This is a genomic window from Streptomyces sp. NBC_00306, assembly GCF_036169555.1.
In the GTDB taxonomy this organism is placed as follows: domain Bacteria; phylum Actinomycetota; class Actinomycetes; order Streptomycetales; family Streptomycetaceae; genus Streptomyces; species Streptomyces achmelvichensis.
In genome coordinates this window covers 5,917,860-5,943,318 of sequence record NZ_CP108032.1, presented here as the reverse complement: position 1 = coordinate 5,943,318, position 25,459 = coordinate 5,917,860, and the positions used below count along the sequence as shown (strand labels likewise).

22 protein-coding genes are annotated in these 25,459 nt (G+C 71.7%); 9 read left to right on the top strand and 13 right to left on the bottom strand.

Annotated features, from left to right (window positions below; genetic code table 11):
• Positions 1-124 precede the first annotated feature (124 nt).
• From OHA05_RS26640 to OHA05_RS26620, 5 genes are read left to right on the top strand one after another with little or no spacing between them, the layout of a single operon-like run.
• Positions 125-1,960, top strand: a complete 1,836-nt coding sequence (locus OHA05_RS26640; protein ID WP_328861892.1) for an ABC transporter substrate-binding protein — start codon at positions 125-127, stop codon at positions 1,958-1,960.
• 3 nt (positions 1,961-1,963) lie between these two features.
• Positions 1,964-3,016, top strand: a complete 1,053-nt coding sequence (locus OHA05_RS26635; RefSeq protein ID WP_313943762.1) for an ABC transporter permease — start codon at positions 1,964-1,966, stop codon at positions 3,014-3,016.
• On the top strand, positions 3,013-3,915 hold the full coding sequence (locus OHA05_RS26630) for an ABC transporter permease (protein WP_313943763.1): 903 nt from the start codon (positions 3,013-3,015) through the stop codon (positions 3,913-3,915). The genes OHA05_RS26635 and OHA05_RS26630 overlap by 4 nt, the downstream gene beginning before the upstream one ends.
• Entirely contained in the window at positions 3,912-4,889 is a 978-nt protein-coding gene (locus OHA05_RS26625) for an ABC transporter ATP-binding protein (RefSeq protein WP_328861891.1), read from the top strand. Before OHA05_RS26630 ends, OHA05_RS26625 begins: the two co-directional genes overlap by 4 nt.
• Before the next feature lie 14 nt (positions 4,890-4,903).
• Positions 4,904-5,878 carry an ABC transporter ATP-binding protein gene (locus tag OHA05_RS26620; RefSeq protein WP_328861890.1) on the top strand — a complete coding sequence of 325 codons (975 nt, stop codon included), beginning with the start codon at positions 4,904-4,906 and terminating at the stop codon, positions 5,876-5,878.
• Positions 5,879-5,963: 85 nt separating this feature from the next.
• On the opposite strand, the gene OHA05_RS26615 is transcribed toward OHA05_RS26620, so the two are convergent.
• Positions 5,964-6,674 (bottom strand): type 1 glutamine amidotransferase domain-containing protein, encoded by a 711-nt coding sequence (locus OHA05_RS26615; RefSeq protein WP_328861889.1) that lies wholly within the window; start codon positions 6,672-6,674, stop codon positions 5,964-5,966.
• Positions 6,675-6,828: 154 nt separating this feature from the next.
• Here OHA05_RS26615 and OHA05_RS26610 point away from each other — a divergent pair, with 154 nt between their 5' ends.
• Positions 6,829-7,737 carry a LysR family transcriptional regulator gene (locus tag OHA05_RS26610; protein WP_328861888.1) on the top strand — a complete coding sequence of 303 codons (909 nt, stop codon included), beginning with the start codon at positions 6,829-6,831 and terminating at the stop codon, positions 7,735-7,737.
• Positions 7,738-7,765: 28 nt separating this feature from the next.
• Here OHA05_RS26610 and OHA05_RS26605 read toward each other — a convergent pair whose 3' ends face one another.
• The 9 genes from OHA05_RS26605 to rimP form a co-directional block, all read right to left on the bottom strand.
• Positions 7,766-8,710 (bottom strand): bifunctional riboflavin kinase/FAD synthetase, encoded by a 945-nt coding sequence (locus OHA05_RS26605; protein ID WP_313943768.1) that lies wholly within the window; start codon positions 8,708-8,710, stop codon positions 7,766-7,768.
• A 40-nt stretch (positions 8,711-8,750) separates the two neighbouring features.
• A complete protein-coding gene (locus OHA05_RS26600) occupies positions 8,751-12,509 on the bottom strand; it encodes a trypsin-like peptidase domain-containing protein (protein ID WP_328861887.1) in 3,759 nt (1,252 codons plus the stop codon).
• 244 nt (positions 12,510-12,753) lie between these two features.
• Entirely contained in the window at positions 12,754-13,653 is a 900-nt protein-coding gene (truB, locus tag OHA05_RS26595; protein WP_328861886.1) for a tRNA pseudouridine(55) synthase TruB, read from the bottom strand.
• On the bottom strand, positions 13,650-14,093 hold the full coding sequence (gene rbfA, locus OHA05_RS26590) for a 30S ribosome-binding factor RbfA (RefSeq protein WP_313943771.1): 444 nt from the start codon (positions 14,091-14,093) through the stop codon (positions 13,650-13,652). The genes truB and rbfA overlap by 4 nt, the downstream gene beginning before the upstream one ends.
• 27 nt (positions 14,094-14,120) lie before the next feature.
• On the bottom strand, positions 14,121-14,414 hold the full coding sequence (locus OHA05_RS26585) for a DUF503 domain-containing protein (protein WP_313943772.1): 294 nt from the start codon (positions 14,412-14,414) through the stop codon (positions 14,121-14,123).
• A gap of 140 nt (positions 14,415-14,554) precedes the next feature.
• Positions 14,555-17,698 (bottom strand): translation initiation factor IF-2, encoded by a 3,144-nt coding sequence (gene infB, locus OHA05_RS26580; protein ID WP_313943773.1) that lies wholly within the window; start codon positions 17,696-17,698, stop codon positions 14,555-14,557.
• Between the two features lie 151 nt (positions 17,699-17,849).
• On the bottom strand, positions 17,850-18,128 hold the full coding sequence (locus tag OHA05_RS26575) for a YlxR family protein (protein WP_327679643.1): 279 nt from the start codon (positions 18,126-18,128) through the stop codon (positions 17,850-17,852).
• Between the two features lie 118 nt (positions 18,129-18,246).
• On the bottom strand, positions 18,247-19,254 hold the full coding sequence (gene nusA / locus OHA05_RS26570; RefSeq protein WP_313943775.1) for a transcription termination factor NusA: 1,008 nt from the start codon (positions 19,252-19,254) through the stop codon (positions 18,247-18,249).
• 2 nt (positions 19,255-19,256) lie between these two features.
• The gene (gene rimP, locus OHA05_RS26565) at positions 19,257-19,754 is read right to left on the bottom strand and encodes a ribosome maturation factor RimP (RefSeq protein ID WP_313943776.1); all 498 of its coding nucleotides are present in this window, start codon (positions 19,752-19,754) and stop codon (positions 19,257-19,259) included.
• Between the two features lie 153 nt (positions 19,755-19,907).
• Between rimP and OHA05_RS26560 the strand changes: the two genes are divergently transcribed.
• Genes OHA05_RS26560 through OHA05_RS26550 form a run of 3 tightly spaced genes read left to right on the top strand, consistent with a single transcriptional unit; the run spans position 19,908 to position 21,727 of the window.
• A complete protein-coding gene (locus tag OHA05_RS26560; RefSeq protein WP_328861885.1) occupies positions 19,908-20,396 on the top strand; it encodes a hypothetical protein in 489 nt (162 codons plus the stop codon).
• Positions 20,393-20,827, top strand: coding sequence for a ferritin-like domain-containing protein (locus tag OHA05_RS26555; RefSeq protein ID WP_313943778.1), 435 nt, complete (start codon positions 20,393-20,395; stop codon positions 20,825-20,827). The genes OHA05_RS26560 and OHA05_RS26555 overlap by 4 nt, the downstream gene beginning before the upstream one ends.
• Before the next feature lie 15 nt (positions 20,828-20,842).
• Positions 20,843-21,727: an aminoglycoside phosphotransferase family protein gene (locus OHA05_RS26550; RefSeq protein WP_328861884.1), complete on the top strand. Its 885-nt coding sequence runs from the start codon at positions 20,843-20,845 to the stop codon at positions 21,725-21,727.
• Positions 21,728-22,196: 469 nt separating this feature from the next.
• On the opposite strand, the gene OHA05_RS26545 is transcribed toward OHA05_RS26550, so the two are convergent.
• From OHA05_RS26545 to OHA05_RS26535, 3 genes are all read right to left on the bottom strand, one after another.
• Positions 22,197-23,891, bottom strand: a complete 1,695-nt coding sequence (locus tag OHA05_RS26545) for a proline--tRNA ligase (protein ID WP_313943780.1) — start codon at positions 23,889-23,891, stop codon at positions 22,197-22,199.
• A gap of 68 nt (positions 23,892-23,959) precedes the next feature.
• On the bottom strand, positions 23,960-24,529 hold the full coding sequence (locus tag OHA05_RS26540) for a GNAT family N-acetyltransferase (protein WP_313943781.1): 570 nt from the start codon (positions 24,527-24,529) through the stop codon (positions 23,960-23,962).
• Positions 24,530-24,558: 29 nt separating this feature from the next.
• A complete protein-coding gene (locus OHA05_RS26535; RefSeq protein ID WP_313948844.1) occupies positions 24,559-25,401 on the bottom strand; it encodes a GNAT family N-acetyltransferase in 843 nt (280 codons plus the stop codon).
• Positions 25,402-25,459 lie beyond the last annotated feature (58 nt).

Sequence of the window (25,459 nt, the reverse complement as noted above, 5' to 3'; positions counted from 1 at the left end):
ACGCGCCGTTGACGCCGCTCGACCACCGCTGATAAACCTTCGCTTCACCAGCTGGCGAACCAGAGAAATGAGTCCCGCCTCCACGCGGGGCTCCACAGCGAGTGATGACGCGAGGTCACGCCCCATGGTCCACAAGGATTCGTCCCGCAGTGCCCGGCAACGCCCACGGTTCCTCCGCCTTCTCCTCGCCTCGGGCCTCGCTGCCTCCGCGCTCGTGACCGTACCGCAGCAGGCGGTCCACGCGGCCGACGACGACGGCAAGAAGGTGCTCACCGTCGCCGTGTCGCAGAGCGTGGACTCGCTGAGCCCGTTCCTGGCGCAGCGTCTGGTCAGCACCACCGTCCACCGGTTGGCCTACGAGTACCTCACGAATTACGACGTGAAGGACGGCCACACGATCCCGGGGCTCGCGACCGAGTGGAAGTCGTCGCCGGACAAGCTGACGTGGACCTACACCATCCGCAAGGACTCCAAGTGGTCCGACGGGAAGCAGGCGACGGCCGAGGACGCCGCGTGGACGTTCAACAAGATGATGACGGACGAGAACGCTGCCACGGCCAACGGCAGCTTCACGTCCAACTTCAAGACCGTCACCGCGCCCGACCCGGAGACGCTGGTCATAGCGCTGAAGAAGCCGCAGGCCACGATGACGGCGCTGGACGTCCCGATCGTGCCGCGGCATGTGTGGGAGAAGGTCGGGGACTTCTCGAAGTTCAACAACGACAAGCAGTTCCCGATCGTCGGCAACGGCCCCTTCGTCGTCACGGACTTCAAGGTCGACCAGTTCGTCAAGCTCAAGCCGAACAAGGACTTCTGGCGCGGCGCACCCAAGTTCGACGAGCTGGTGCTCAAGTACTACAAGGACGGTGACGCGGCGGTCGCGGCCCTCCAGAAGGGCGAGGTCTCGTTCGTCCAGGGCCTCACCCCCGCCCAGGCGTCCGCGCTGAAGAGCGCGAAGAACATCAAGGTCAACGACGCGCCGGGCCGCCGCTTCTTCGCCCTGGCCACCAACCCGGGGGCGAAGTCGAAGGACGGCAAGGCGTTCGGCAGCGGCCACAAGGCCCTGCTCGACCCGAACGTGCGCAAGGCGCTCTTCCAGGCCACCGACCGCAAGACGATCGTGGACAAGGTCTTCCAGGGTCACGCCGTCGAGGGCGAGGGGTACATCCCGCCGCGCTTCGGCTCCTACTTCTGGAAGCCGGCGGCCACCCAGAAGATGGCGTACGACCCGGCGAAGGCGGCCACGCTGCTGGACCAGGCGGGCTACAAGAAGAACAGCAGCGGCAAGCGCGTCGGCAAGGACGGCAAGGCGCTCGACTTCCGCATCCTGTGCCACGCGACCGACCCCAACGACAAGGCGATCGGCAAGTACCTCCAGGAGTGGTGGGGCGAGCTCGGCATCGGGCTCAAGGTCGACTGTCTCGACAATGTGTCCGACCCCTGGCTCAAGGGCGACTACGACCTGGCCTTCGACGGCTGGTCGGTCAACCCCGACCCGGACTTCGTCCTGTCCATCCACACCTGCGCGGCGCTGCCGGCCACGCCGAAGGACACCGGCGCCACCGACAACTTCATCTGCGACAAGCAGTTCGACCAGCTGTACGCACAACAGGCGGTCGAGTACGACGCGGCCAAGCGGGCCGATCTAGTCAAGCAGATGCAGTCGCGGCTGTACGACACGGGTTACATGAATGTCCTCGCGTATCCGAACGCGGTCGAGGCGTACCGTACCGACCAGATCAAGTCCATTACGACGATGCCGGAGGCGGCGGGCAACCTCTGGGGTCAGGACGGGTACTGGAGCTGGTGGTCGGCCGAGCCGGCGGCCGGTGACGGCGGTTCCGACAGCGGCTCCTCCACGGGCGTCGTGATCGGCATCGGCGCGGCCGTGGTCCTCGTCGCCGCCCTCGGAGTGTTCGTCGCGATGCGCCGCCGGTCCACCGCGGAAGACCGTGAATAGCCGATGAGCACCACCAGCACGACAGGCACCGCCACCGCGGTGGCGCGGGTCCCTGAGGCCCGCGCCGCCGGCGGGAACGCGCGGGCCTATCTCCTCTATGTGGCGGGCAGGCTGGGCGGCGCGGCGATCTCGCTGCTCGCCGTGCTCGTCACCAGCTTCTTCCTCTTCCGGATCATCCCCGGTGACCCGGTGAAGGCCATGACGCACGGGATGCCGACGTCGGCCGAGCAACTGGCCACGCTGCGCAAGCAGTTCGGGCTGGACCAGCCGATGTGGCAGCAGTTCACGGACTACTGCGGCAAGGCGCTGACGGGTGATCTGGGCATGTCGTACCAGTTCCATGCGCCCGTCGGTGAGCTGATCGCCCAGAAGGTCCCGGCGACGCTGCTGCTCACGGGTGTCGCCGTCGTCGTCTACTCGGCGATCGGTCTGTGGCTCGGCACCCGTTCCGCCTGGCGGCACGGCAGCCTGGGCGACAAGGTCAACACGGGTGTCGCGCTGACGCTGTGGTCGGTGCCGTCATTCTGGCTGGGTCTGCTGCTGATCATCACCTTCTCGGTGGGCATCGGCCCGATCCCCGGGCTGTTCCCCACCGGCGGCATGGAGTCGGGCGACGAGACGGGCTTCGCCTACATCGCCGATGTCGCCCACCACATGGTGCTGCCGGTGATCACGCTGGTCGCGGTCGGCTATGCGCAGACCCTGCTGGTGATGCGGTCCTCGCTGCTGGACGAGATGGGCAGCGACTATCTGACGACGGCACGGGCGAAGGGGCTGCGCGACGACGTCGTGCGCCGCCGGCACGCCGTGCCCAACGCCCTGCTGCCCACCGTGACCATGGTGTTCATCAATCTGGGTCATGTGGCGGCCGGCTCGATCCTGGTCGAGACGGTGTTCTCCTGGCCGGGGCTCGGCGGCCTGTTCTACCAGGCGCTGAGCGTGCCCGACCTGCCGCTCGTCCAGGGCCTGTTCGTGGTCTTCGCCGGCGCGATGATCGTGATGAACCTCCTCGCCGACCTGCTGTATCCGCTGCTCGACCCCCGGGTGGGCCGATGACGACCGCAACCACCGCCTCGTCGCTGACGTGGGCGCGCCGCCGCGACTCGGTGAGCCGCTTCTGGCGCTCGTACCGTACGCACCGGGCCGGGATCTTCGGGCTCGCGGCGCTCGCCCTGATCACCCTGATCGCGCTCGCCGCACCGCTGCTGGTCGGTGACGACGTGCAGAGCGTGACGAACGCTCCCGGCACCGCGCTGGAACGGCCGAGCACGGAATTCCCGCTGGGCACTGACCAGTTCGGCCGGTCCCTGCTCGGTCTCCTGGTGTGGGGCGCCCGGATCTCGCTCACCGTCGGTCTGCTGGCCGCCGCGCTCTCGGTCGCCATCGGGACCGTCGTGGGGATCATCGCCGGGCACTACGGCGGCTGGTTCCAGACCGTGCTGATGCGGATCACCGACTGGTTCCTGGTGATGCCGGCCCTCGTGCTGGCGATCGTGCTGGCCACCGTGATGTCGCGCAGTGTGTGGACCGTGATCCTCGCCATCGGCGTGACCAGCTGGCCGACCACCGCGCGTCTGGTGCGGGCGCAGACCATCGCGGTCGAGTCGCGGCCCTACATCGAACGCGCCAAGGCGCTCGGCGGCGGCCACAGCCACATCATGAGCCGCCATGTGCTGCCGAACGTGATGCCGCTGGTCCTCGCGCAGACGACCCTCGGCATCTCGACGGCGATCCTCACGGAGGCGACGCTCGCCTTCCTCGGCCTCGGCGACCCGACCGTCGTCTCCTGGGGCGGCATGCTCCAGGACGCACGGGAGGCGGGGGCGGTCTCGTCCGGCCACTGGTGGTACCTGGCGCCGCCCGGACTGGCGATCGCGCTCGTGGCGCTGGCGTTCACGCTGTGCGGGCGGGCGATCGAGTCCGTGCTCAACCCGAGGCTGGGGGTGGCGCGTTGAGCCTCCTGGAACTCAAGAACCTTCAGGTGACGTACGGTTCCGGCGCCCGGGCCGTGCCCGCCGTTCGCGGTGTCGACCTCACGCTCGCGGCGGGACAGAAGCTGGGCGTCGCCGGTGAGTCCGGCTGCGGCAAGTCGACGCTCGCCCTCGCGCTGCTGCGTCTGCTGCCCGCCTCGGCACGGCTGAGCGGACAGATCCTGCTCGACGGCGAGGACGTCCTGAGCATGCGATGGGGGCGGCTGCGGGCCGTGCGGTGGGCGGGTGCGTCGATCGTCTTCCAGGGCGCGATGCACTCGCTGAACGCGGTGCACCGGATCGGCGACCAGATCGCGGAGCCGATCCTGCTGCACCAGAAGGCCACCCCCGCGGTCGCGAGGAAGAAGGTCGGGGAGCTGCTCCAGCAGGTGGGTCTGCCGGTGGCGCGCGCCGACGCCTATCCGCACGAGCTCTCCGGCGGCCAGCGGCAGCGCGTGATGATCGCCATGGCTCTCGCCTGCGCCCCGCGCCTGATCGTGGCGGACGAACCGACGACCGCGCTGGACGTCATGATCCAGGCCCAGATCCTGCGCCTGATCGAGCAGTTGGTGGCCGAGCAGGACATCAGCCTGCTGATGATCAGCCACGACCTGGCGGTCCTGGCCGACACCTGCGACCGCCTCGCGGTCATGTACGCCGGCCGCATCGTCGAGGAGGGCCCCGCCCGTACCGTCTACGACTCCGCCCAGCACCCCTACGGCCGGGCGCTCTCCGACGCGTTCCCGCGCATCGGCGACATCGGCTCCCGCCGGGCGCCGCGCGGACTGCCCGGCGATCCGCCGGACCCCGCCGCCCTGCCCACCGGATGCACCTTCCATCCCCGCTGTCCCGTGGCCCTGGACGTCTGCACGGACGCGGACCCGGAGCTCGTGTCGGCCGGGGAGACCCACCGGGCGGCATGCGTGCACGTCGGCGCCGCGGTGGAGGAACAGCTGTGACCCAGGAGCCCGTCATGACCACCACTCCCCTGCTCTCGGCCGCCGGTCTGCACGTCACCTTCCCCGGACGCCGCGGCGGCCCGTCCGCCCGCGCCGTCGACGGGGTGGACCTCGACATCGGCGCGGGCGAGATCGTGGCCCTGGTCGGCGAGTCCGGCTGCGGCAAGACCACCCTGGCGCGCTCGCTGCTCGGCCTGGTGCCGCCCACGTCGGGGCGTGTCACCTTCGGCGGCAGCCCGCTGGACTACGGCTCGCGTGCGCTCAAGTCGTACCGCAAGCGGGTCCAGCTGGTTCTCCAGGACCCGAGCGGCTCCCTCAACCCGCGGCACACGGTGTACGACGCCGTGGCCGAGGGCCTGCGGATCCACGGGTACGAGGGCGACGAGCGCGCGGCGGTCGGCGAAGCGCTGTCGCGGGCGGGGCTGCGTCCGCCCGAGCGCTTCTTCCTGCGCTATCCGCATGAACTCTCGGGAGGCCAGCGTCAGCGTGTCGTCATCGCCGGCGCACTGGTCCTCGAGCCCGAACTGATCGTCGCGGACGAGCCGGTGGCCTCGCTGGACGCGTCCGTGCGCGGCGAGATCCTCGCGCTGCTGCTGCGCCTGAGGGACGAACTGGGCCTGTCGGCCCTCGTGGTGACGCACGACCTCGGCCTCGCGTGGAACATCGCGGACCGGGTGGCGGTGATGTACCTGGGGCGGATCGTGGAGACCGGCACGGTGGAGGAGGTACTGACGTCCCCTCAGCATCCGTACACCCAGGCGCTCCTGTCGGTTCTCCCGGAGTCGGAGGTGCCGCCGGTCGTCCTCACGGGCGAGCCCCCGGACCCCTCCCGCATCCCGGCCGGCTGCCGCTTCCACGCCCGCTGCCAGGTGCTGTCCTCGGGCGAGGCGGACCGGGCGGGGGTGTCGGGCGACTGCCGTACGAAGGAGCTGCCGGTGCTGGGGAGCGGAGCGGTGGCCGGGGTCGCCTGTCACTGGGCATCGGCGTGAAGCCGGCGGGGCGTTGAGCGGCACGAGACTGCGGATGGGGGCGGGCCAAATCCCCTTCGGGTGACGGGGCCCGCCCCCGGTGCCCTTATGCCGTGCGGGCTTCGAGCTCGGCGAGAACCCGGCGTGCGGTGTCGACGCTCGACTGCGGGTTCTGCCCGGTGATCAGATTGCCGTCGACGACGACCTTGCTCTGCCAGGCCGGGCCCGCGTCGATCACGGCACCCAGTTCCCGGAGCCGCGTCTCGACGAGGTACGGGGACGCGTCCCCGAGTCCGCCCTGCTTCTCCTCCTCGTCGGTGAACGAGGTCATCGAGCGCCCGGCGAAGACGAAGCCTCCGTCCTCGCGGGTGGCGCTGAGCAGGGCGGCCGGTCCGTGGCAGAGCGCGGCGACGAGCTTTCCGCTCGCGTCGGCCTCGACGAGCAGCCCGGCGAGGTCGGTGTCGTGGGCGAGATCGGCCATCGGGCCGTGGCCGCCGGGGATGAAGACGGCGTCGTAGTCGCCCACCGACACCGCGTCCAGGGACAGCGGAGCGGCGAGGTCCTGCGCGATGTCGTCCAGGTACGCGCGGAACCGTGCCGCGTCCGCCTCCGCCACGCCGCCGCGCTCGTCGAGGCTGATCGGATCGACGGTGGGTGCGACGCCGCCCGGGGTGGCGATGTCGACCTGGGCGCCGGCCTCGCGCATGAGCTGGTGGGAGGCGGCGAGCTCCTCGGCCCAGAAGCCGGTGGGGTGGTCGGTGCCGTCGGCCAGCGTGAGGCTGTCGGCGGCGGAGACGATCATGAGGATCCTGGCCATCGTGTTCTTCTCTCTCGTCATTTACGGTCGGACGCGTCGGGCGATCGCTCGCTTCCTTCGCGTACCTCGTTGCGGTCGACACAACCACGAATCCATCAGCATTAGTCCGGTAGGATGATTTCGGTCATCACGATTCTTATGGCTGGAGGGTTGCGTGGTGGATCTGGACCTGCTGGCCACCTTTCTGGAGATCCACCGCGCTGGATCGCTGACCACCGCCGCCACCCGGCGCGGGCTCTCCCAGCCGGCCGTGACCGGCCAACTGGCGCGCCTGGAGCAGCAGATCGGGGAGCCTCTGTTCGTACGCTCGCGCCGCGGTGTGACACCGACCGCGCGCGGCGACGATCTCGCCCGGCGCGTCGGGCCGCACCTCGACCGGCTGCGGTCCGCGATCAGCGACGGGGACGCCGACGGGGACGCCCTCTACGGACAGGTCCACCTCGCCGGCCCGGCGGAGCTCGTGACCGCCCGTGTCGTCCCCGCTCTCGCTCCGCTGGCGGCCCGCGGGCTACGGCTGCGGATCAGTGTCGGACTGGCCGGCGATCTGCTCTCCGCCCTGGCGAACTCCCGCCTGGATCTCGTGGTCTCCGCCGTCCGGCCCGCCCTCAAGAACGTGGCGGCGACACCGTTCGCGGACGAGGAGTTCGTGCTCGTCGGACCGCCGACGCTGGCACGCACCGTCGACCCCGCTCTGCTGGCCACGGATCCGGTCAAGGCACTGGGGGCGCTGCCCCTGGTCGCGTACGCCGAGGAGCTGCCCATCATCCGCCGCTACTGGCGCTCGGAGTTCGGCCGCCGGCCGTCCAACGACGTCGCGGTCGTCGTGCCCGACCTCCGCGCCGTGCTGGCGGCGGTGGTCGCCGGAGCGGGTGTGTCGGTGCTGCCCCGCTACCTCGCGGAGCCCGCCCTGGCCGCGGGCTCGGTGGAACTGCTCCACCAGCCGGACGCGGCACCGCTCAACACGCTCTATCTGGCCACCCGCGTCGGCGGTCTCGCCCATCCGTCCGTGGCGCTCGTCCACGACCACCTGATGAAGCGCTCACGCCTGTGGGGAGCACTGTGACCCGCACGGCGACCGGCCGGCTGCGGCGCTAGAGACCCGCCGTCAGCGCGCGGCACTTCTTGACGTCCGCGGCGATCGCCTCCAGCAGCGCCTCGATCGACTCGAACTTCTCCTGGCCCCGCACGTACGCCAGGAAGTCAACGGCCACATGCAGTCCGTACAGATCAAGACCCACCCGGTCGATCGCGTACGCCTCCACCGTGCGTTCCGTTCCCTCGAACTGCGGGTTCGTGCCCACCGAGATCGCCGCCGGCATGCGTTCGCCGTTCGCCGTCAGCCAGCCCGCGTACACACCGTCCGCCGGGATCGCCGTGTGCGGAAGCGTCTCCACGTTCGCGGTGGGGTAGCCCAGCTCGCGGCCGCGCTGCGCGCCGCGCACCACCACGCCCTCCACCCGGTGCGGGCGGCCCAGGATCTCGTTCGCGCCCTCGATGTCGCCCTCGGCGACCAGCCGCCGCGTGAGGGTGGAGGAGAACGGTTCGCCGCCGCCGGCCTCACCCGAGACGTACAGATCGACGACCTCGACCCCGTAGTCGTACGTGGGGCCCAGCTCGGCGAGGAACTCGACGTTCCCCGCCGCCTTGTGTCCGAACCGGAAGTTCGGCCCCTCGATCACCGCCTGCGCGTGCAGCTTGTCGACCAGCACCTTCACGATGAAGTCGGCCGGCGACAGCTTCGAGAACTCGGAGGTGAAGGGCAGGATCAGGACCGCGTCGACGCCCAGTTCCGCCATCAGCTCGGCGCGCCGGTGGTGCGGGGCCAGCAGCGGCGGATGGCTGCCGGGGCGGACGACCTCGCTGGGGTGCGGGTCGAAGGTGACGACGACCGACGGCACCGACAGCTCACGCGCCCGTTCCACCGCCCGCCCGATGATCAGCTGGTGCCCGCGGTGCACCCCGTCGTAGGAGCCGATGGTGACGACGCTGCGTCCCCAGTCCTGCGGGATGTCCTCCAACCCACGCCAGCGCTGCACTGTGACCGCTCCTCGCCCGAACCTGTGTCTGGATTGCCGATTACGCAGGTCTAAGACTGCCATGCCCGCGGCTTCCGGCCCGCATCGGCACCGGGCTGCCCAGCGTCTCGACCATCCGCCGTGCGCTCGGACCGACGACCGCCGCCCACTCCTGCGGTGCTCCGGCCAGCCAGCCCGCGACCTGGGCGGCGAACCCGGGCACCTCACGGGCCAGCTCGACCAGTCGGCGGTCGAAGCAGGTGGCGCCCTCGGGCGTACGGACGAGGAGCATGCCGGTGCGGTGCACCAGCGCGCGGGTACGGGCCTCCGGCCGGGTCGCACAGCCCAGCGCGGCGCCCCGCAGCACCGCGTCGAGGACGGACGGATCACGGCTGCTCCGCGATCTCTGCGGCGCGACGCGCCCGTACCCCGGTGCATCGGGGGCGGACCCGTGCCCCAGGGCGGGTCCGTACCCCGGTTCCTGTTCCCTCTCCTCGCAGTCCAGCAGGAGGTCGAGCAGATCGGACCGCAGCGCCCGGGACGCCACCGTGCCAGGGGCCGCCAGCACGGGTGCCAGCGCACGGCGCACCTGCCACGGGCGGCCCCGCAGCAGACCTCTCACCAGGGGAGAGAGGACAGCTCTGGCCGCGGGTCCCCGTTCCAGACGGCGCTCGACATACGCGGCGACATGTGCCGCGCCCTCGGGCCGGTGATCGAGGTACTCGCCGACGAGTTCCGCGGCCCGGCGCGCCAGGACCGGTTGGTCGATCTCCGCCAGCGCCCGTAGCACCTCCGCCGCGCCTTCCCCTGGCTGGTGCAGCCGCTCCCGGAAGGCGGCGAGCACGGGCTCGGGGTGGGTGGTCAGGGCCATGACGAGTGCGCTCACCGGCAGCGGCGGATCCCCCGCGGTGAAGGCGGCCAGCGCCCTGCCGAGGTGCCGGGAGCGGGTGTGCGGGTCGCGGACCAGAAGAGCGAGGGCGGGCCCGTGCAGCGAGGTGTCGGCGGCGCGCGCGAGGAGGGCGAACGCGGCGTAGCGCAGCAGTTCACGGTCGGCCTCGGTGGTGACCCGGGCGGCGGTGACCGGTCCGTACGCGGCGGCCGCGACGCGCCGCTCGGGCCGGGAGTCGTGGGCCCAGCGGTCGACGGCCCGGCACAGGGCGGACGGCTCGTCCTCGGCGAGCGCGGCGAGCAGTTCGTCGGCGCGGGGGTGGGCGGTGGCGACGAGGGCCTCGGTGAGGTCGTCGACGGCGAGGTCCCGGCGGGCGTAGAGCAGCGCCTGCGCGGCGCCCGCGACGGTGGGCCGCAGCTGCGCGCCGGGCTCGGCGGGCAGCGGTGTGGTGTCGGTGAACCAGCGGCACAGCAGCGGCTGTACGGCCGAGGGATGGGCGGCCAGGCGGGCGGCGGTGGCGTCCAGGTAGCGGGGAAGGCGCCGGGCCCCGGGAGGCCCGTCGGCGGGCACGAGCCGGCGCAGCAGATCCAGCCGCTCGGCCTCGGGCACCTGGAGCCGCTCCCAGAACCAGGGCCCGAACTCGCCGAGTCCGCCGAGGTGTTCGGGGCCGCCCTCGCGTACGGAGCGCCGGGTGATCCGGTCGGCGAGCAGCCGCAGGACGGGGAGGTACGCACGCGCGTCGGGAACCCGCAGCAGGGTCTCGCCGAGCAGGTGGGCACCCCACCAGCGTGCGTCGTCGACCCGGTCCTGCACACCGGCCCGGTCCCCCGCCACGGCCGGATCCGATGCCACCACTGCCTCGCTGCCGCCGACCGCCCACGCCGTAGACGCCCGCTCGCAGTCGGCGGGGGCATCGCCGCCGGAGTCCTCACGCACCTCGTCGAGGCGTTCCAGGGCATCGATCAGCCCCTCCAGACGGCGGGTGAGCGCCGCGGGGCCGTGCACCCTGTCGAGCAGGAGCAGTGCCTGGACGACGGGTCCGATGCGATGACGGGGTACGGCGAGCGTCGGGGTGCGGGCCGCGCCCGACCCCGGGGGCGGCGGAACGTGTCCGCCGCTGCCGCCGCTCGATCCCGGCCTCGACGGCAGCCCCGCCGGCGCGCTCGCGTGCCAGCGGTGCACGAGGGAGTGCAGGGCCGCGTCCAGGTCGAGATGGGCGCCCTGGACCCAGTCGGCCGGTTCCTCGTGGGCGAAGCGGTAGCCGGTGCCCGCGGGAACGAGCAGTCCCTCGGTGAGGACCGCCGATGCCCAGCCGGTGCGCCACGGGAAGATCTCCTCGAACGACTCGCGGTCCAACTCCCCCTGCCCCGGCCCCAGACAGCGCCGTGCGGCCTCGTGGACCCGGCCGGACACCCGGGCCGCCAGCCGGCGTACGGCAGCCCCTCGCAGCGGTGGCCGGGAGGCGGCCGCGATGCGTACGGCGATCCGCAGGCACAGCAGGTCCAGATGCGCGGTGAAGATCTCCTCGCGGGAGGGCCGTCCCGGTACCCCGCCGGGCAGCGCCTCGCGGACCTCGGCGAGCAGCCGCAGCGCCAGCGGGTGCCGTTCGTCGGCTGCGTCGATGGCGTCGGCGGGCAGTCCGTACCGTTCGCGTACCTCGCTCGCCTCGTCCGCCGAGAGGTCACCGACGCGGACCGCGGGCGGCAGCCGAAGGGCGGGCCGGGCCGGCTGGTGCAGTACCTCGGGCGGGCACAGTGCCCCTGCCTGCTCCCAGTACTCGGGGCGGCAGCCGACCACCATGCGCACCCCGCAGTCGCCGAGCCACTCGACCGTGCCCGCCGTCCAGTCGGCGAGACGGTGGGCCAGCTGTGGGGGCATCTCCTCGGGCCCGTCGAGCAGGATCATCAGCGGGCGCCCGGCGGCCCGGGCCAGGCGGGCGACCCGTTCGGGCGTGACGGGCCCCATGTCGCCGTGCGCACCCGACGCGGCGAGGATGCGCCCGGCCTGTCGCAGCGTGCGGGCGAAGGCGTCGGCGACGGAGGTGTCGTCGGCGTGCAGATCAGCGCCGCGCAGCCACACCGTGGGCGCGGGGCGGGCACCCTGGCCGCGGCGGCCGGCGAGCGCGGTGAGTTCGGTCGTACGGCCGGTGCCGGGGTCGCCGACGAGTCCCATGACGAGGGCGGTGAAGGAATCGAACTCCCGCAGCAGCTCGGGCCGTTCGACCGGCCCGGGCCAGGCGCTGGGGCCGCCGACCGCGCCCACGGAGGTCGCGGTGAGTTCGAGGACGGCGGCCAGGTTGAGGTCCTGCCCGTAGGCCGGGACGGTCGCGGCATTGCGCCGCAGCAGGTCGGCGAGAGGCCCGTCCGCGGGCGCCGCGGCGGTCCGCAGGGGCAGTGCGAACCCCGCCGCACGATGTCCGCTCTGGAGTGCCGTGCCGAGGACGGCGAGCACAGCACCCGTCGAGGCGTCGAGCACGGGGCCGCCGGCGGCCCCGCCACCCAGCCGCAGCGCGTCGCTGCCGTCCGTCCCGATCGCCAACTCCACTGCCTCGGCGACGAGATGGAAGCGGTCGGTGGCGGTGTAGGTCACTTGTGCCGATCCGAGGATCCGGGCCTCGCGCCAGCCGCCGGCGGGCAGTGTCACGTATGTCCCCGCCTCGATCCGCTCACGCGTGCCGATCGGCAGGGGCCGCACACCGAGGCCGTCGGTGCGCACCAGCGCGAGGCCGGCTTCCGGCAGCGGGGTGATGGCGTCGGCCTCCGCGAGGCAGGTGCGGTCGCCGGGTGCGTGCAGCACCACCCGCACCAGCCCGTCGACAGCCTCATGGCTGGTCACGACCGTGCCGAGCTGGTCGGCGACGAACCCGGTGCCACGCGGCCGCCCCGCCAGATCGCAGATACGTACCAGCGTTGCCAGGTCCCCGCGTCCCATGGTGCGACGGTAGGTCGGCAGTGATCAGCGGGAGAAGTACGCAAGTCGAACGCGCCCCCGAGTGCACCCGTGGTTCACTCCGAGCGCCTGCCCGATGGGGTGAATCCAGGGTGCCCGGTGGATAGACACCGTCCGAGGGGGATCGTGGAACGGGCAGCGGCCCTGCCCGTTCCACGATGAGATCCGGCTCGCCCCGGACGTGCCGGTGGGCGTCCTGACGGGGCCGGTCCCGCCCGGTCTGCGGTCAGCCGAAGACGGCGAGGCTCTTGGCCTTGCCCTTCTGCTCCTCGACCAGGGCGATGAAGCGTCCATCGGGCCCGAACGCGGCGACCGGAGCGCGGTCGAAGGCCGGCATGTCCAGGCGTACGCCGTTGATCAGCAGCCGGGAGCGCTTCTCGTCCACGTCCCAGCGCGGGAACGCCGCATCGGCGGCCTCCGCGATCGGCATGACCGTGAGGTCCTTCTGGAGCTCGTCCAGCGTCCTCGCCGAGTCCAGCCCGTACGGGCCGACGCGGGTACGCCGCAGCGCGGTGAGATGGCCGCCGACGCCGAGACCGGCACCGAGGTCACGCGCCAGCGCGCGGATGTACGTCCCGGACGAGCAGACGACGGAGACGATCAGGTCCACGACGGCGGTCCCGTCCTCCGCGACCGCTTCCCGCACGTCGTACACCTGGAACGAGGAGACCGTCACCGGACGGGCCGGGATCTCGAACTCCTCGCCGCCGCGCACGCGGGCGTAGGACCGCTTGCCGTCGATCTTGATGGCGCTGACCTTGGACGGCACCTGCATGATGGCTCCGCTCAGGGCCGCCACACCGGCGTCGATGCCCTCCCGGGTGACCCCGGAGGCGTCGACGGATGCCGTGACCTCGCCCTCGGCGTCATCGGTGACGGTCGTCTGACCGAGCCGGATCGTGCCGAGGTACTCCTTCTCGGTGAGCGCCAGGTGCCCGAGGAGCTTGGTGGCTCTCTCGACCCCCAGCACCAGGACCCCGGTCGCCATCGGGTCGAGTGTTCCCGCGTGTCCGACGCGACGGGTCCTGGCGATCCCGCGCATCTTGGCGACGACGTCGTGCGACGTGAAGCCGGACGGCTTGTCGACGATGACAAGGCCGTCCGGCGTCTTGTTCTGCTGTGTCATTCCGAGGCTTCGTCCTCGTCCTCCGGCTTGCGGTACGGGTCCGCCTCACCGGCGTACGCGGCGCCCGAGGACGCCTCACGCACCTTCGCGTCCGAGGCCCGTGCCTTGTCGAGCAGGTCCTCGATCGTCTTGGCGTTCTCCGGGAGGGCGTCCGCCACGAAAGCCAGGGTGGGCGTGAACTTGGTACCCGCCGCGGCGCCGACCGCGGAGCGCAGAACGCCCTTGGCGCTCTCCAGTCCGGCAGCGGCGCTGGCCCGGTCCTCGTCGTCGCCGTAGACCGTGTAGAAGACCGTGGCCTCCCTCAGGTCACCGGTCACACGGGTGTCCGTGATGGTCACGTGCGTGCCGAGCCGCGGGTCCTTGATGCCGCGCTGCAGCTTCTCGGCGACCACCTCCCGGATGAGGTCCGCCAGTTTCTTCGCCCGCGCGTTGTCGGCCACTGGTCCTTCTCCTTCTTTGCCTTGCCATCAGTCTTCGTCGCTGTGGAGCCTGCGTCGAACGGACAGCAGCTCCACCTCCGGCCGGCCGGCGACAAGGCGCTCGCACCGGTCGAGTACGTCTGTGAGGTGCCCCGTGTCCCCGGAGACCGCCGCGAGGCCGATCTCTGCCCTGCGGTGGAGGTCCTGGTCTCCGGTCTCCGCCACGCTCACCGCGTACTTCCGGTGGAGCTCGGCGACGATCGGGCGGACCACGGAGCGCTTCTCCTTCAGCGACCGTACGTCGCCGAGAAGCAGATCGAAGGACAGTGTCCCCACATACATGTATGTATCCGGATGTCCCGCCGGTTCGGGTTCATGACACCTGCCAGGGTTTGGCAGGGACACAAGAACCGTACACGCAGCGGCCGGGGCCGCTCGACGGATATTTACCCGTCGAGCGGCCCCGACCGATGCTGCGCGGATCAGCCGCGGGGCTTCTCGCGCATCTCGTACGTCGCGATGACGTCGTCGATCTTGATGTCGTTGAAGTTTCCGAGGTTGATACCGCCCTCGAAGCCTTCGCGGATCTCGGTGACGTCGTCCTTGAAGCGGCGCAGACCCTGGATGTTGAGGTCCTCCGCGATGACCTTGCCGTCGCGGATGAGCCGGGCCTTGGTGTTGCGCTTGACCTCGCCGGAGCGGATGAGAACACCCGCGATGTTGCCCAGCTTGGACGAGCGGAAGATCTCGCGGATCTCCGCCGTACCGAGCTCGACCTCTTCGTACTCCGGCTTGAGCATGCCCTTGAGGGCCGCCTCGATCTCCTCGATGGCCTGGTAGATCACCGAGTAGTACCGGACGTCGACGCCTTCGCGCTCCGCCATCTGCTGGGCACGCCCGGCAGCGCGGACGTTGAAGCCGATGACGATGGCGTCGGAGCCCATCGCCAGGTCGATGTCCGACTCCGTGACCGCACCCACACCGCGGTGCAGCACCCGGATGTCGACCTCTTCGCCGACGTCGAGCTGGAGCAGCGAGGACTCGAGAGCCTCCACCGAACCGGACGCGTCGCCCTTGATGATGAGGTTGAGTTCCTGCACCAGACCGGCCTTGAGCGCCTCGTCCAGGTTCTCCAGGGAGAACCGGACACCCTTGCGGGCGAAGTTGGCGTTCCGCTCACGGGCGGCACGCTTCTCGGCGATCTGCCGTGCGGTGCGGTCCTCGTCGACGACCAGGAAGTTGTCGCCGGCACCGGGGACGTTGGTGAGACCCAGGACCAGGACGGGAGTGGACGGAGCCGCTTCCTCGACGTTGTTGCCGTTGTCGTCGAGCATCGCCCGGACACGGCCGTACGCGTCACCGGCGACCATCGTGTCGCCGACGCGGAGCGTTCCGCGCTGGACGAGCACCGTGGCGACGGCACCGCGGCCGCGGTCGAGGTGAGCCTCGATCGCAATACCCTGCGCGTCCTGCTCCGGGTTGGCCCGCAGGTCGAGCGAGGCGTCCGCGGTGAGGACCACGGCCTCCAGCAGGGAGTCGATGTGCAGACCCTGCTTGGCGGAGATGTCGACGAACATCGTGTCGCCGCCGTACTCCTCGGCCACCAGACCGAACTCGGTGAGCTGACCGCGCACCTTGGTCGGGTCCGCGCCCTCGACGTCGATCTTGTTGACCGCGACCACGATCGGCACACCGGCCGCCTTGGCGTGGTTCAGCGCCTCGATCGTCTGGGGCATCACACCGTCGTTCGCCGCCACCACGAGGATCGCGATGTCGGTGGACTTGGCACCACGGGCACGCATGGCGGTGAACGCCTCGTGACCCGGGGTGTCGATGAAGGTGATCTTGCGCTCTTCGCCGTTGACCTCGGTGCCGACCTGGTACGCACCGATGTGCTGCGTGATACCGCCGGCCTCGCCCGCAACGACGTTCGTCTTGCGGATCGCGTCCAGCAGTCGGGTCTTACCGTGGTCGACGTGACCCATGACGGTCACGACCGGCGGACGGGACACGAGGAACTCCTCGCCGCCCTCGTCCTCGCCGAACTCGATGTCGAAGGACTCGAGAAGCTCGCGGTCCTCCTCCTCCGGGCTGACGATCTCGAGGACGTAGTTCATCTCGTCCGCGAGCAGGCGCAGCGTCTCGTCGGAGACGGACTGCGTGGCAGTGACCATCTCGCCGAGGTTCATCATCACGGCGACGAGCGACGCCGGGTTGGCGTTGATCTTCTCCGCGAAGTCGGTGAGGGACGCACCGCGCGACAGACGGACGGACTGTCCGTTGCCACGAGGCAGCATCACACCGCCGACCGACGGGGCCTGCATGGCCTCGTACTCCTGGCGCCTCTGCCGCTTCGACTTACGGCCACGACGCGCCGGACCGCCGGGACGGCCGAACGCACCCTGCGTGCCACCACGGCCACCGGGACCACCCGGACGACCGCCGAAGCCGGGACGGCCACCGCCGCCACCGGGACCACCGGGACGACCGGCGAAACCGCCGCCACCGCCACCGGGACCGCCGGGACGACCGGCGAAGCCGCCGCCACCGCCGCCGCCACCGGGACGACCGGCGAAGCCGCCGCCGCCACCGGGACGACCGCCGCCGCCACCGCCGGGACGACCGCCACCGCCGGGACCACGGCCACCGCCGCCGCCACCGGGACCGCCACCAGGACGGGGACCGGCAGCAGGACGCTGCGGCATCATGCCCGGGTTCGGGCGGTTACCGGCAGGACCGCCGCCGCCACCCGGACGGGGCGCCTGCGGACGGGGCATGCCGCCGGGAGACGGACGAGCGCCGCCCTGGCCCTGGGGCCGGGGAGCGCCGCCGGGGCCACCCTGCGGACGCGGGGCGCCGGGAGCGCCGCCGCCACCGGGACGGGGAGCGCCACCCGGACGGGGCGCCTGCGGGCGCGCCATTCCGGTGGAGCCACCCGAGGTGAAGGGGTTGTTGCCCGGACGGGGACCGGCCGGACGGCTGCCACCGGGGCGCGGTCCACCCTGGCCCGCGGGGCGGGCAGGACGGTCGCCGCCGCGGCCGCCGTCACGCTGGCCGCCGTCACGCTGACCACCGTCGCGCTGTCCGCCGGCCGGAGCCGGACGGGCAGGACGCGGGGCGGGGGCACCGGGACGGGGGGCCTGCGGCGCGGCGGGCTGCGCCGGGGCAGGTGCGGAGAACTCGGCCGCGGGCACCGGAGCCGCCGGAGCGGGCTTGGCCGGCGCGGGCTTGGGACCCGGGCGGGGGCCGGAAGCCGGTGCGGTCGAGGGAGTGCTGCTCGCCGGAGCCTCGGCTGCGGCCGGCTTGGGGGCCGGGACGCCGGGCTTGGGGGCAGCGGGACGGGCCGACGGCGCCGGGGAGGGCGCGCCGGGCGTGGGGGTACCGCCCGCGCGGTTTGCCGCTGCGGGGGAAGGCGCGGCCTTGCGAGGCGCGCCGGGCTTCGCAGCGGACTTGCCGGCGTTGCCGCCGGGCCCCTGCAGTGCGTCAGTCAACTTGCGTACAACCGGCGCCTCGATCGTCGAGGACGCCGAACGGACGAATTCACCGAGTTCTTGGAGCTTGGCCATGACGACCTTGCTCTCAACCCCGAACTCCTTGGCGAGTTCGTATACCCGGACCTTAGCCACTTCGCTCCTTTTAGGTCCGGGTTACCGCCGGACCGTCGCTACTTCATGGGCGTACTCATCGCGTACTCATCGAGTGCTCATCGCAATCTCGACCTACTTCCAACTCGCGAGGTACCTGACCGCACGGGGTTCCGTGCCGTACTTCTCTTCCTTACGGTGCTGCCTGCTCGACATACCGCCGTACTCCAGCCGTGTCGAGCGGTCCCTGGGCCCGGAAGGCCCGTGGGAAAGCCCGGCGGCGTACAGCCAGGTCGAGACAGACCGAGGCGGGGTGTACATACGCACCCCGGCCGGGCAGCGTACCGCGATCATCGGGGACACATTCGCCACCGACCACCACGATGCGCAGCAGATCGCTCTTGGCCGCCCGCTCCCGGCATCCCACACATGTGCGTTCAGGGCATGCGCGGTCGTGCGTCCGGCCAGACACGTTTAAGTCTACCTCCCCGTAGCGACCTCACCCCTTCGGGGCAAAAATCGAACGATCGTTGTCTCGATCCCGGTGAGGCGCCCCGTTCGTAAAACGGCGCTCAGCCCGGTGGCATTCCTCAGCCCTGGTCGGGGCCGTGGTCGTCGCTCTGCTCCGTGTCGGGGCGGATGTCGATGCGCCAGCCGGTGAGACGGGCGGCCAGACGGGCGTTCTGCCCCTCCTTGCCGATCGCCAGTGACAGCTGGTAGTCGGGGACGGTCACCCGGGCCGAGCGCGCGCCGAGGTCCACGACCTCGACCTTGCTGACGCGGGCCGGCGAGAGGGCGTTGGCCACCATCTCGGCGGGGTCGTCCGACCAGTCCACGATGTCGATCTTCTCGCCGTGCAGCTCGGCCATGACGTTGCGGACACGGCTGCCCATGGGGCCGATGCAGGCGCCCTTGGGGTTGAGTCCGGAACGGGTGGAGCGGACCGCGATCTTGGTGCGGTGACCGGCCTCGCGGGCGATCGCCGCGATCTCGACGCTGCCGTCCGCGATCTCCGGGACCTCCAGCGCGAAGAGCTTCTTCACCAGGTTGGGGTGGGTGCGGGAGAGCGTCACGGACGGGCCGCGCACGCCCTTCGCCACCCGGACGACGTATGTGCGCAGACGCAGACCGTGGGTGTACTCCTCGCCCGGGACCTGCTCCTGCACCGGCAGGATCGCCTCGAGCTTGTCGTCCAGCTTGACCAAGACGTTCTTCGGGTCCTTGCCCTGCTGCACCATGCCGGCGACGACATCGCCCTCACGGCGGGCGTACTCGCCGAAGGTGACGTCGTTCTCGGCGTCCCGCAGCCGCTGCTGGATGACCTGGCGGGCGGTGGTGGCGGCGATACGGCCGAAGTCCGAGGGAGTGTCGTCGAACTCCTTGGGCTCCTGGCCCTCCTCCAGATCGGCCTGCTCCTCCTTCGCCCACACGGTCACATGGCCGGTGTCGCGGCTGAGCACGACACGAGCGTGACGGCGGCTGCCGTCGGTGCGGTGGTACGCGATGAGGAGGGCCGACTCGATCGCCTCGACCAGCAGGTCGAAGGGGATCTCCTTCTCTTGTGCCAAGCCCTTCAGGAGCTTCACGTCGATGTCCACGGCTACGCCTCCTCTTCCTTCTTGTCCTTGCGGCTGAACTCGATCTCCACGCGAGCCTTGGCGATCTCGGCGAAGGCGACCCGGCGGGCGGTGGGCTTTCGGCCCTTCACTCCGGGCACCTCGAGGTCGAGCCCCTCGTCGTCCACGGCCAGGATGCGGGCCACCACGTCCCCGCCCTCGGTGAGTTGAAGCTTCACGAGCCGGCCGACGGCACGCACGTAGTGGCGGTGCTCGGTCAGGGGGCGGTCCGCGCCGGGCGAGCTCACTTCGAGGACGTACTCGTCCTCGCCCATGGCGTCGGTCTCGTCGAGCTTGGCGGAGATGGCGCGGCTCAGCTCGGCACAGGCGTCCAGAGTGGCGCCTTCGTCGGAGTCCACGATGATCCTCAGCATGCGACGCCGGCCGGCCCGGGACACCTCGATCTCTTCCAGATCCAGGTCCGCGGCGCTGACGAGCGGTTCCAGCAGCCCGCGCAGCCTCTCGCTCTGGGTGGTGCTCATCCGGGTGACTCCTCGGCCGCGTGTGCTGTTGTGGGATCGTCGCGTGTCAGATCAAAGGGTATCCGGTCCCGAGGGGTGTTGCCGTCCACCTGCACGGCACCCGCAGGTACGCTCGCCTGCGGCGATGATCACAAGATGCCGAGGGAGAGACGCGTGGGGCGCACGGGGACGACACGCAGACGTGCGCTCATGGCCACGGGTGCGGCCGCGGCGGCGGTGTTGACGGGTTGTTCGGACCGGCCGTCCGCCGAGACCCGGACCTCCGGCCCGGCGGGCGACCCGGCCCGGGCGGAGAAGGCCCTGCGCAAGCGCCTGGCCGCGACGAGCGGGTCCCTGCGGGACCACTACGACGCCGCCATCGCACAGCATCCGGCGCTGGCGGGGCGGCTCACTCCCCTGCGCACGGCGGTGGCCGCGCATGTCAGCGCGCTCGGCGGCACGCCCCCGGTGGCCCTCACGGCGCCGGTCCCGACTGTTCCCGCGGAAGCGCTCGCCTCGCTCGCCAGTGCGGAGAAACGTGCCTTCGAGGCACACACCGCCGCTCTGGACGAGGCGCCACCCGAACTCGCCCGCCTGCTGGCGTCTGTCGCCGCGGCGGGCGCGACGCACGTCTACCTGCTGACGAACGGGGCCCCGCGATGAGCACGGACGACGTCCTGAGGGCCCTTCAGGCGGCGCTGGCCGCGGAGCACGCCGCGGTCTACGGCTACGGGGTCGTCGGAGCCCGGGTCGGCGAGGCCCGCCGGGCGGAGGCCACCGCGGCACACGGAGCGCACCGCGCCCGGCGCGACGCGCTCGTCCGCACCGTGCGGGACCTCGGCGGCACGCCGGAGGCGGCAGCCGCCGCGTACAACCTGCCCTTCGCGGTACCGGACTCGGCCGCGGCCGTGCGCCTCGCGGCGGTGCTGGAGGACCGGGTCGCGGGCGTCTGCTCCGATCTCGTACGGGCCGCGGACGGGCCGCTGCGGCGCGAGGCCGCCGGCGCCCTGCGGGAGGCGGCGGTGCGTGCCGTGCGCTGGCGCGGCAGCGGCGTAGCCTTTCCTGGGCTCGCCGAGCGGGCGGCCGGGCAGTGAAAGGGAAGCACACACGTGGGTTTTGAAGCGCCCCGGCGTCTGGTTCGGGCGCTCGGCGAGAGCGACGACTGGCTCGGGCTGCTGCCCGCGCTCACCGACGAGGCCGTGTCCCGGGAGGGGCTGGACGTCGAGCGGGTGATGGCCCCGGGGGGCCGGAGCAGTCTGGTCGTCCTCGTACGCCTGGAGGACGGCACCCCGGCCGCGCTGAAGCTCGCCCCGCCCGCGGCCACGCCCGCCCTGGAACGGGCCGCGCTGGAGCACTGGGACGGCTGGGGCGCGGTGCGCCTGCTCGCGGCTCCGGGCGACGCGCTGCTGCTGGAGCGGCTGCACCCGGAGATGAGCCTGCGCTCGCTGCCGGAGGCGAAGGCGCTGCTGGAGGCGTCGGGGATCGTACGGCGGCTGTGGGTCGAGCCGCCCGCGGGCCATGGCTTCGAGTCGGTGGCGGACCGGACGGCACGGCAGGCGGAGGCGATGCGGGTCTCGGCGGAGGCGTCGTCGGATGCGTCGTCGGCGCTGGTCTCCGAGGCGCTCGCGGCCCGCGACGAACTGACCGCCGCGCCGCCGGAGACGCTGCTGCTGCACGGCAACTTCCGCCAGGGCAAGGTCCTCGCGGGCGACCGCACGCCGTGGCTGGCGGTGGGCCCGGAACCGCTGGTGGGTGAACGCGCCTACGACCTGGCGCGGCTGGTCCGCGACCGGGTGGAGGACCTGATCGCCGCGTCCTCGGGGGCGTCGGCGGCCCGCCGCCGGGTGAACAAGCTGGCGGACTCACTGGAGGTGGACCCGGACCGGCTGCGGGGCTGGACGCTGTTCCGCGCGGTGGAGTCGGCGACGAGGGCGCAGTCGTCGGGCCGGGCGCAAGAGGCGGAACTGAGCCTGGAGTTCGCGAGCTGGCTCTGAGGCGTGGCCGACCCCCTCCCCGGCGGGGGCCCCTGCCGCCCGCACCGTCGCTGCCGCCAGGGCAACAGGCCGCACATCCAGCCCCGCCGGGACAACAGGCCGCACATCCAGCCCCGCCGGCGATTGAGGCGCGGGGTCCGGGGCAGCGCCCCGCGAACCACCCGCACCATCACGGCCGGGCACGCCTACCGGCATCCTCACACGTCGAACAGGCTGAACTCGCCCCGCACACAAGGCCGGACAAGCCCAGCCGCGTCAGAGCAACAGGCCGCACATTCCGCCCCGCCGGGACAACAGGCCGCACATTCCGCCCCGCCGGGGCAACAGGCCGCACATCAAGCCCCGCCGGCGATTGAGGCGCGGGGCCCGGGGCAGCGCCCCGCGAACCACCCGCACCCTCACCGCCGGGCACGCCCTGCCGGCATGTCCTCAAACCCAGGGCCGGCCGGAATCGCGCCCCCCCGTTCCCTCAGCCCCGCAGCCGCGCGATCGCCTCCGACACCGGGAGCTCCTCCCGCTCCCCCGTGCGGCGGTCCTTCAGTTCCACCACGCCCTCCGCCGAGCGGCGGCCCGCCACCAGGATCTTCGGGACGCCGATCAGCTCCGCGTCCGTGAACTTCACGCCCGGCGAGACCCCGGGACGCTCGTCCACCAGGACCCGCAGGCCCGCCGCCGCCAGCTGGTCGGCGACGTCCAGGGCGAGCTCCGTCTGGAGCGCCTTGCCCGCGGCGACCACGTGGACGTCCGCCGGGGCGATCTCCCGCGGCCAGCACAGGCCCTGCTCGTCCGCCGTCTGCTCCGCCAGTGCCGCCACCGCGCGCGAGACACCGATGCCGTACGAGCCCATCGTCACCCGGGCCGGCTTGCCGTTCTGGCCGAGCACGTCGAGCTGGAAGGCGTCCGCGTACTTCCGGCCGAGCTGGAAGATGTGGCCGATCTCGATCGCGCGGTCGAGCTTGAGCCCCGTACCGCACTGCGGGCAGGGGTCGCCGTCCTGGACCACGACGACGTCGAGGTAGTCGTCCACCTCGAAGTCGCGGCCCGCGACGACGTTGCGGGCGTGGGTGTCGGGCTTGTTCGCGCCGGTGATCCAGGCCGTGCCCCGTGCCACCCGCGGGTCGGCGATGTAGCGGACCTTCTCCAGGCCCTGCGGGCCGACGTAGCCGCGTACGAGGTCGGGCCGGCCGGTGAAGTCGTCCGCGGTGACGAGTTCCACGGTGGCGGGCGCGAGGTGGTCCGTCAGCTTGCCGAGGTCGACCTCGCGGTCACCGGGCACACCGACGGCGACGATCTCGCCGTCGACCTTGACCAGCAGGTTCTTCAGCGTCGCGGAGGCAGGCACCTCCAGGAGCGCGGCGAGCGTCTCGATGGTCGGGGTCTCGGGGGTGTCCAGCTCCTCCACCGCGGGGTGGTCGCCGGAGGCCACCTGGGCGGCGAAGGTCACGGCCTCCGTGTTCGCGGCGTAGTCGCAGGACGGGCAGTACACGAAGGTGTCCTCGCCCGCGGCCGCCGGCGCCAGGAACTCCTCCGACGCGGAGCCGCCCATGGCTCCGGAGACGGCCGAGACGATGCGGTGGGAGAGTCCGAGTCGCTCGAAGATCTTGATGTACGCGGCGCGGTGCAGCGCGTACGACTCCGCCAGGCCCTCGTCGGTCGTGTCGAAGGAGTACGAGTCCTTCATCTGGAACTCACGGCCCCGCAGGATGCCCGAACGGGGTCGCGCCTCGTCGCGGTACTTCGCCTGGATCTGGTAGAGGATCACCGGCAGGTCCTTGTAGGACGTGCACTGGTCCTTGACCAGCTGGGTGAAGATCTCCTCGTGGGTCGGGCCGAGCAGGTACTCCGCGCCCTTGCGGTCCTTGAGGCGGAACAGCTCCGCGCCGTACTCCTCCCAGCGGCCCGTCGCCTCGTAGGGCTCCTTGGGCAGCAGGGCGGGCAGCAGGACCTCCTGGGCGCCGATGGCGTCCATCTCCTCGCGCACGACGCGCGTGACGTTCTCCAGGACCCTCTTGCCGAGCGGCAGCCAGGACCAGATGCCCGCCGCGTTGCGCCGGACGTACCCGGCGCGGACGAGCAGCTTGTGGCTGAGCGTCTCGGCGTCCGCCGGGTCGTCGCGCAGTGTCTTGACCATCAGACGGGACATGCGCTGGACCTGGGCTGCCATGGGGAATTCTCCTGCGTCGTATAAGGATGCTGGCAGGAGGTTATCCGGGCGGTGGGTGCGGGCGGAAATCAGTTCCCGCGGAGCAGGGGCAGCGGGGCGCCCATCACGGCGTACGGACTGGGGGCGCTGGGGAACAGGACCTGGCGCGCGAGGTCCCGGTAGCCGAGCGAGCGGTAGAGGGCGCGGGCCGGGCTCTCGATGTCGATGGCGGAGAGGATCGACCGCGGCTGAAGTGCCCGGTCGGTGATCGTGGTGATCAGCTCACGGCCGATGCCCTGGCCCTGGAAAGCGGGGTGGACGTGCAGTTCGGTGATGACGAAGGAGTCGTCGAGCCAGCCGTCGCTGTCGCCTCGCCGCAGATAGGGCTCGACGACGGTGGACCACCAGTGGGTGCGGTCGTTGGGCATGCCGTAGACGAAGCCGACGAGGCGCCCGTTGCCGGTCAGTGCGCCGAGGGCGCAGGCGCCGGGCTGCAGGAGATGGCGGTCGACGATGTGGCGCCGGACCTCGACCTCGTCGTCGCTCAGCCCGAAGGCGAGGGCCTGTACCGCGAGGGCCTCGTCGATGCGCGCGGCCAGATCGACCGGTCCGACCACGATGTCGGGGGTCCGGGGTGCGCCTCCGGGAAGTGCTGCCATGCGCGAACCCTACTTGCCGTCGCGCTCCGTCAGAACAGCACGCTCATGAAGGCTCCGACCTCGCGGAAGCCGACGCGGCGGTACGACGCCCTGGCAGCGGTGTTGTAGTCGTTGACGTACAGGCTGACGACCGGAGCGACATCCGCGAGCGCGTAGCGCAGCACGGCCGCCATGCCCGTCTCGGACAGTCCCCGGCCGCGGAACTCCGGGTCCACCCACACCCCTTGGATCTGGCAGGCGTCCGTGGTCGCCGCGCCGATCTCGGCCTTGAAGACGACCCTGCCGTCCTCGATACGGGCGAACGACCTCCCCGCGGCGACGAGTTCGGCCACGCGTGCCTGGTAGAGCAGTCCGCCGTCGCCCGCCATCGGGGAGATGCCGACCTCCTCGGTGAACATGGCCACGCAGGCGGGCATGATCACTTCCATCTCGTCCTTGCGGATGCGGCGGACGTGCGGGTCGGGCTCGATGTCGTCGGGGACCTGCTCGGTGACCATGAGCGGCTGGTTGGCGCGTACGTCCCTGGCGGGGCCCCAGCTCGGTTCGAGCAGCCGCCACAGCTGGGCGGTGGGCTCGGCGGGGCCGACGATGGACGAGCAGCGGCGGCCGGCTCTGCGGGCGCGGTCGGCGAAGGCGCGTACGGCTTCGGGTCCGGCGCAGATCGGCACGAGGTTGGCGCCGGAGTAGCAGAGCGAGCGGAGCCGCCCGTCCGCGTACCAGCCCCACATCTCGCCGCCGAGGCGCCAGGGGTCGAGCCCGGCGACCTGGACCCGGGATGCGACGAAGGCGTTCGTCACGGGCTCGCTCTCGAGGACGGCGAGCGCTGCGCCGAGGTCGCTGGGTTCAAGGACCCGGGTGGTGGTCTGCGTCAACACGAGGGGCCTCACCATACGGTCTGCTGATCTCCGAACTGTACCTGGCGGGTACCCC